The following is a 6541-nucleotide window of genomic DNA, read 5'->3' on the forward strand; positions in this document are numbered from 1 at the left end:
CTTCACCCTTGTCACGGTGTAACACGCCCCAAAACGGCCGATTCAGGCGTTCAGCGCATCGGCCAGCTCACCGCGCTCATCGAGTTCTTCGAGCACGTCAGCCCCGCCGACGAACTCGCCGTCGACGTACGCCTGCGGAATCGTCGTCCAGCCACTGTGTCGCTCCAGGGCCGCCCGGAACTCCTCGTCGGAGTGGAGGATGTCGACACACTCGACGTCATCGCGGTGCCGTCGGATGTGATGGAGCGCCGTCTCGGAGTACCCACACTCCGGGGCGATAGCCGTCCCCTTCATGAACAGGACGACCTCGTTCTCCGCGATGGTCTCGTCGACGAGTTCGTTGATATCTTCCTGCGGAAGGCCCTCGATATCCGTGGACATACGTCGGCTAGCGCCTGCGATGGCAAATCCGTTACGTTGGCGGTATCGAGGCTCAGCCGTTCTGATACTCCTTCTCGAAGCCGCGGAACTCGGTTCGGTGACTCTCCTCGTCGGCGAGAATCGTCACCGCGAGGTCTTCCGTGACGGGGTCGTCCGCGTCCTCGGCGGCGTTGATGAGGTCACGGTACGTCTGGATGGCGTCGTTCTCGGCATCGAGGACGCCCCGAATGACCGAGAGCACGTCGGTCGAATCCTCCGGTGGCTGGAGTGAGTCCTGTCGGGCGGTGAACTCCGCGGAGCCCGGCGGTCGAGCGCCCAGCTGCTTGAGTCGCTGGCCGAGCTGCTCGGAGTGGCCCAGTTCCTCCTGGATGTCCTGCTGGAGGCTCTCTTTGATTTCTTCGGCCCGCACGCCGTCGAGGACGATGGCGTTCGTCTGGTAGTTCATCACGGTCTCGATTTCGTCGCTGTACGCCTTCCGCAGAAGTTCGATGACGCGGTCAGAAGACATGATGACCGGCTTTTCGCCCCCATCCATAGTAGGTGTTCTGCCCGCGGGGATTGGTCGGCAGCGACCGGTGGGCACTCACCACGTAGCTACAGTATATATCCCCCTCGGCGGTATGCGCGCCGCCGGCAAACCAGCCTGGGAGTTAAGCCGGAGGGAGCAGTAATAGACAGCAATGACGGAGCATTATCAGGTGACGGTTGTCGGGGGCGGCCCCGCCGGACTGACGACTGCGCTGTACGCGACTCGACTGGGCCACGATACGGCCGTCATCAACCGTGGTGGCGGGCGAGCAGCGATGATGCTCGACACCCACAACGTCATCGGGATCACCGAAGATGTCTCGGGTAACGAGTTCCTCCAGACCGCGACGGAGCAGGTCAAGGAGTACGGCGCCGACTACTTCCAGGATTTCGTCTCCGATATCGAAGCCACGGAAGACGGCTACCACGTTACCGCCGGTAACGTCGAGGTGACGACCGACCACGTCGTGCTCGCGACCGGCTTCTCCGACGAGCAGCCCGACCCGCCGCTGCCCCGCACCGGCAAGGGCCTTCACTACTGTCTTCACTGTGACGCCTACATGTTCGTCGACGAACCGGTCTACGTGATGGGCACCAGCGATTCGGCGGCCCACGTCGCGATGATCATGCTCAACTTCACGCCGGAGGTCGACATCCTGACCCGCGGCGACGAGCCCGAGTGGTCTGCGGAGACGCAGGTCATGCTCGAGAACCACCCTATCGACATCATCCACGAGGACATCATCGGCCTGGAGAAAGGCGACGACGGCTGGCTTGAAGCCTTCGAGTTCGAGGATACCGTGGGATCACGTCCCACGAGCAGCCGGACGGAGTCCGGCGACGGCACCCGCCGAGAGTACCGCGGCGGCTTCCCGATGTACGGCTCCGACTACAACACCGACCTCGCGGAGTCGCTCGGCGTCGAGTTGAACGACGACGGTACCATCGCTGTCGACGACCACGGCCGCACCAACGTTGACGGCGTCTACGCGGTCGGCGACGTCACACCCGGCCACAACCAGATTCCGACGGCGATGGGCGAGGGCGCCCGCTGTGGCATCGGCAACCACTACGACTTGCGGGCGTTCCCGCGGTCGGTCGAGGAAATCGAGGCCGAAGGCCCCGTCACGAAAGCGGACGTCCCCGGCGTCTCCGATCGTCTGCGCGAGCACGCGGTCGAACACGAGGGCCACCCCGGAACCGGGCAGGCAGCAGCCGCATCCGACGACGACTGAGCGGTCAGCTCGCGAGCAGCCCTATATTTTTCCTATCGCGCACGCGTCCAGAAGAGCCGTCTCCGATGCTCAGTCCGCCGTTTCTGCGTCCGCGCTTCCGGAACGAGGGCGGACGGCGTCGGCGAGCGTCACGATGCAGCCGAGGAACCACCCGAGCGGCGTCGCGATACCGACCCACATCAGGACGACGGCGACGCCCTCCAGGCTGAAGTTCGCTCGGAGGGAGTCGTTGATGCCGCCGACGGTCAACACGGTATCGAGGAGGAAGATGGCGAACAGCTCGCTGCGTTCGAGGACGCCGCTGAGTGAGGGGTCGTACAGCGCCGCGACGACCGGCGGCAGGAAGACGGCGTTCATCGCCATGGGGTACGCGAGGATGACGGTTGTTCCACGCCCCCCGAGGCGACTGAAGCCCGCCGCGAGGCCAGCCGATATCACCGCGACCACGCTTGCGGCGCCGACGGCGACGAAGCCGTCGAACGGGAGCCTGACACGGGCAAGCGCGGTCAACGCACCCCACAGGAGCGCGCTGAAGACGACGACACCGATGATGCCGAGTCGTGTCGTCGCGCTGTCGAACCGCCGGGCGTTGAACCGGACGGCGAAGCCGAGCAAGAGGAACGGATAAAGCACGGCGACGACGGGCACCCCAAGGGCCGCCCAGAGCCGATACTTGATCTCGTCTCCGCGGGTTCTGGGCTGCCATTTGCCCAGCACCTGATGGATGGCGGTGCGCTGTCGCGGGAAGACGAGCTCCATCCAGGTCTCGTGTAACCGCACGACGTCGATTTTCAACCCCTCGACGATGCCGCCCTCGGACATACGATGAACCTCCCGCCCGGCCCCAAAATAGGTTCCGGCCCGCTTTCACCACTCGGGAGCGAAGTCGGGGTCGATGAGTCGGCGCGACCGGCCGATGTTGTCGATGCGGGTGATATCCTCCTCGGTCAACTCGAGGTCGAGCGCCGCCCAGTTATCTTGGATGTGCGCCTCGCTCGTCGCTTTCGGGATCACCGTCACACCCTTCTCGATGAGCCATGCGAGGCTCACTTGCGCCTCGCTGGCGTCGTGGGCGTCGGCGATCTCCGAGAGCACGTCGACATCGAACACCTTCCCACGCGCGAGCGGGGAGTACGCGACGAGTTCGATGCCCGCCTCGGCACAGTACTCCCGGAGCTCGGTCTGTTGGAGCAGTGAGTGCATCTCGACCTGGTTCGCAAAGACGGGGGCGTCGAGTGCCTCCTTCGCGGCATCGAGATGGCGCGGCTCGAAGTTTGAGACGCCGATACGGTCGATGGAGCCTTCATCGCGGAGTTCCGCGAAGGCCGACAGCGTCTCCTCGGCGTCGTACTCGCCGGCCGGCCAGTGGACGTACAGCAGGTCGAGGTAGTCGGTACCGAGCCGGTCGAGACTCTCCTGGGTCGATTCGAGTACGTCGTCGTAGGCAAGTCTGTCCGTCCAGACTTTCGTCGCGAGGAAGACGTCGTCCCGGTCGACAGCAGCCCGTTCGATGCCGTTTCCGACCGCATCCTCGTTACCGTACGCCTGTGCGGTGTCGATGTGTCGATACCCCATCTCGAGTGCTGTCCGCACGGATTCGGCGCACTGCTCGGGGGCTTCGTTCTGCCACGTTCCAAGGCCAAGCGCCGGCATACCGCTGTGCTCGGGCGCGCTGCGGCTCTCCTGTTTTGACATATGGACGGCTACACCACTCGCGCCGAAAACCGTTGGGGCAGCGGCGAGGGGGCCCGGAAGTGAACGGCGAGGAATCGCAAGGATGTTGATTCCCGGTGGTCAACTCCGGCCGTGGGCTGGCAGTATCGAAACGTTGCGTTAGCGCTGTGTACGCTCGCGTTCACCGCGACGATGGTCGCTCGCCTCGCTATCAGTCCAGTCGTGCCATCCATCGTCGCGGATTTCGCCGTCTCGAAAGGCGCCATCGGGCTCGCCCTCTCGGGAATGTGGGCTGCTTACGCGCTTTCGCAGTTTCCGAGCGGCGTCCTCGCCGACCGGTTCGGTGAGCGACGCGTCATCCTCACGGCCGTCGGTGTGACCACCGTCGCCAGCCTCCTGTTGTCGCTGTCCCCGAACTACCCCGTTTTCGCACTCACCGTCGTCGCGCTCGGTGCCGGCGCGGGGCTGCATTACAGCGTCGCGACCTCGTTTCTCGCCCGCCACTTCGAGCAGGTCGGCCGCGCCATCGGCATCCACGTGACGGGCGCACCGCTGGCCGGCCTCGTAACGCCGGTCATCGCGGCCGCTATCGGCGCTCGCTACGGCTGGCGGACGGCCATGTTGCTCGGTGCGTCCGTCGCCATCCCCGTGTTCGCGCTGTTCTGGCTTCGCGTCCGTGAGACGCCGCCGGCCCGGCCCGAACTCACGCTGCGCTCGCGGTTCGAACTCGGCCCCGTTCGCGAGCTGCTCGCGCGCCCGGAGATCAGATACACCACCGCCATGGCGGTTGGCGGGGCCTTCTGCTGGCAGGCGACCGCATCGTTCCTGCCGACGTTCCTCATCGAGTATCACGGCCAATCGCCGGCCACGGCGAGCGCGCTCTTCTCGGCGTATTTCGTCGTCCACGGCGCCTCCCAGCCGATACTGGGTACGCTCTCCGACCGAATCGGTCGGGATGCCGTCGCCGCCTCCGCGTTCGGTATCGGTGTCATCGGCTACGGCACTCTCGTCGTCGCATCCGGCCTCCTCGTCTTCGCCGCCATCCCTCTCGTCGGCATCGCGATGTCGTGGGGCGCGCCCGTCCAGTCGCGGTTCATCGACCACCTCAGCGAGACTGAACGCGCCGCTGGCTTCGGGCTGGTGCGCACCGTCTATATGCTGCTCGGGGCGCTCGGCAGCGTGGTGGTCGGCACGCTCGCCGACATGGCCGGCTGGATGGTCGCATTCGGCCTGCTCGTCAGCTTACTGGCTATCGAATTCCTGCTTGCGGCCGCGGCGGCATCGCGCGCATCGAGTGGCCCACTGTGACAGCAAGTGTGGGTTATTTATGTCACTGTCCATAACCACCAGACATGCCTGCGGAAACGTACGATATGGTTGTCGTGGGCGGCGGGACAGCGGGCTGTTTCGCCGCTGCGACGGCAGCGCAAGAGGGGCTTGAGGTAGCCCTGCTTGAGCGCAAATCCGAAGAAGAGGGCGGTCGTATCGCCTGTGGGGACGCGATCAAGGGGACGAGTACGTTCCCCGATGTCATCGACCTCGATTACCTCCGGGAGGAGTCGTTCACGAACCAGGACATCACGCTCGCACGATTCGAGAACCCGAAAACCGACGAGAACCTCGATATCGGGTTCCGCGGCGGGAACGGCGCCATCGTCGACCGGAAACGCTACGGCGAGGTTCTGCTCGAAGAGGCCGAACGCGCCGGCGCCGATGTCCACTACGATGTCGTCGTTCGCGACATCATCCAGAACGGCCGTGTCACCGGCGTCACCGCGACCTCACGGGGCTCCGTCCGAGAGTTCGAAGCCGACGTCGTCATCGACGCTGCCGGCTCGCTGTCGCTGTTGCAGGACAAAACCGACTTCGAAGGGACGACGTTCGACACGAAGGTCAACTACAAGCAGTTCTGTTCGGCCTACCGGGAGATCGTTGAGGTACCCGAGCCGGTCGATTGGCACAACGCCATCGTATTCAAGCCGACCGCGGAGCTCGGCTATCTGTGGTATTTCCCGCGGACGCCGACCGAGATCAACGTCGGCCTCGGTTTCCAGATGAACAAGCCGCCGATGAAGCTCGTCGAACACCTCAAGAAAGACCTCCGAAACCGCGACGAGTTCCAGGGTGCGAAAGTCAAGGACAAACTGGGTGCGGCGCTGCCGACCCGCCGACCGTACGATTCGGCGGTCGCGCCCGGCTACATGGCCGTCGGCGACGCCGCCGCTCACGTCAATCCCTGTACCGGTGGCGGGATTCCGGGCGCCGCGAAAGCCGGCACGTGGGCTGCCGAAGCCGCCATCGACGCCATCAGCGACGGCACTGTCGAGGAGGGGGCACTCTGGGAGTACAACCGCCGCGTCCAGACCGACTTCGGCAAGCGCTTCGCCGCGATGGATCTGTACAACATCTGGGGCGGCACCTACGACACCGACGAACTCATCGACATCGTCAGTGCTATGCCCGGCCAACAGCTCGCCGACGCCCTGGCGCTCGAGGGCACCGCCTCGATGAGCTGGCCGCTGAAGGTCAAGACCGCACTCAAGACGTTCGGCCACTGGGGTAACCTGTTCGAGCTGCGGAAGCTCAACCAGATGGCGACCGACCTCAAATCCATCTACGACGACTACCCGACCACGCCCGACGAGTTCGGGGAATGGCGGTCGCGCCGAGATGACCTGATGGACGATGTCTACGAGCTGACCGGCGCGGAGCCGAAGTACTAG

The 6541-nt window shown here is 64.9% G+C and carries 7 protein-coding genes; 3 read left to right on the forward strand and 4 right to left on the reverse strand.

Translation table 11 applies throughout. From position 1 onward, the window contains the following. Positions 1-42 precede the first annotated feature (42 nt). A complete protein-coding gene (locus ACI8UR_RS06170) occupies positions 43-381 on the reverse strand; it encodes a glutaredoxin family protein (protein WP_411716374.1) in 339 nt (112 codons plus the stop codon). A 52-nt stretch (positions 382-433) separates the two neighbouring features. Continuing rightward, entirely contained in the window at positions 434-889 is a 456-nt protein-coding gene (locus ACI8UR_RS06175; RefSeq protein ID WP_411716376.1) for a DUF892 family protein, read from the reverse strand. Positions 890-1061: 172 nt separating this feature from the next. On the opposite strand from ACI8UR_RS06175, the gene ACI8UR_RS06180 reads away from it, so the two are divergent. Beyond that, complete coding sequence (locus ACI8UR_RS06180) at positions 1062-2144, forward strand: NAD(P)/FAD-dependent oxidoreductase (RefSeq protein ID WP_415087670.1); 1083 nt, start codon at positions 1062-1064, stop codon at positions 2142-2144. A 69-nt stretch (positions 2145-2213) separates the two neighbouring features. On the opposite strand, the gene ACI8UR_RS06185 is transcribed toward ACI8UR_RS06180, so the two are convergent. Together ACI8UR_RS06185 and ACI8UR_RS06190 are read right to left on the reverse strand one after the other, a co-directional pair. After that, entirely contained in the window at positions 2214-2966 is a 753-nt protein-coding gene (locus tag ACI8UR_RS06185) for a hypothetical protein (protein WP_411716440.1), read from the reverse strand. Between the two features lie 45 nt (positions 2967-3011). After that, positions 3012-3797: an aldo/keto reductase gene (locus ACI8UR_RS06190; protein ID WP_411716442.1), complete on the reverse strand. Its 786-nt coding sequence runs from the start codon at positions 3795-3797 to the stop codon at positions 3012-3014. A gap of 153 nt (positions 3798-3950) precedes the next feature. Here ACI8UR_RS06190 and ACI8UR_RS06195 point away from each other — a divergent pair, with 153 nt between their 5' ends. Further along, positions 3951-5126, forward strand: a complete 1176-nt coding sequence (locus tag ACI8UR_RS06195; RefSeq protein ID WP_415087671.1) for an MFS transporter — start codon at positions 3951-3953, stop codon at positions 5124-5126. A gap of 44 nt (positions 5127-5170) precedes the next feature. Continuing rightward, on the forward strand, positions 5171-6541 hold the full coding sequence (locus ACI8UR_RS06200; protein ID WP_415087672.1) for a geranylgeranyl reductase family protein: 1371 nt from the start codon (positions 5171-5173) through the stop codon (positions 6539-6541).

Source organism: Natronomonas sp. (assembly GCF_047616845.1).
Lineage (GTDB): Archaea > Halobacteriota > Halobacteria > Halobacteriales > Haloarculaceae > Natronomonas.

Coding starts and splice junctions, on each gene's coding strand:
- ACI8UR_RS06170 (WP_411716374.1), bottom strand. CDS start 381: ATGTCCACGGATATCGAGGGCCTTCCGCAGGAAGATATCAACGAACTC.
- ACI8UR_RS06175 (WP_411716376.1), bottom strand. CDS start 889: ATGTCTTCTGACCGCGTCATCGAACTTCTGCGGAAGGCGTACAGCGAC.
- ACI8UR_RS06180 (WP_415087670.1), top strand. CDS start 1,062: ATGACGGAGCATTATCAGGTGACGGTTGTCGGGGGCGGCCCCGCCGGA.
- ACI8UR_RS06185 (WP_411716440.1), bottom strand. CDS start 2,966: ATGTCCGAGGGCGGCATCGTCGAGGGGTTGAAAATCGACGTCGTGCGG.
- ACI8UR_RS06190 (WP_411716442.1), bottom strand. CDS start 3,797: ATGCCGGCGCTTGGCCTTGGAACGTGGCAGAACGAAGCCCCCGAGCAG.
- ACI8UR_RS06200 (WP_415087672.1), top strand. CDS start 5,171: ATGCCTGCGGAAACGTACGATATGGTTGTCGTGGGCGGCGGGACAGCG.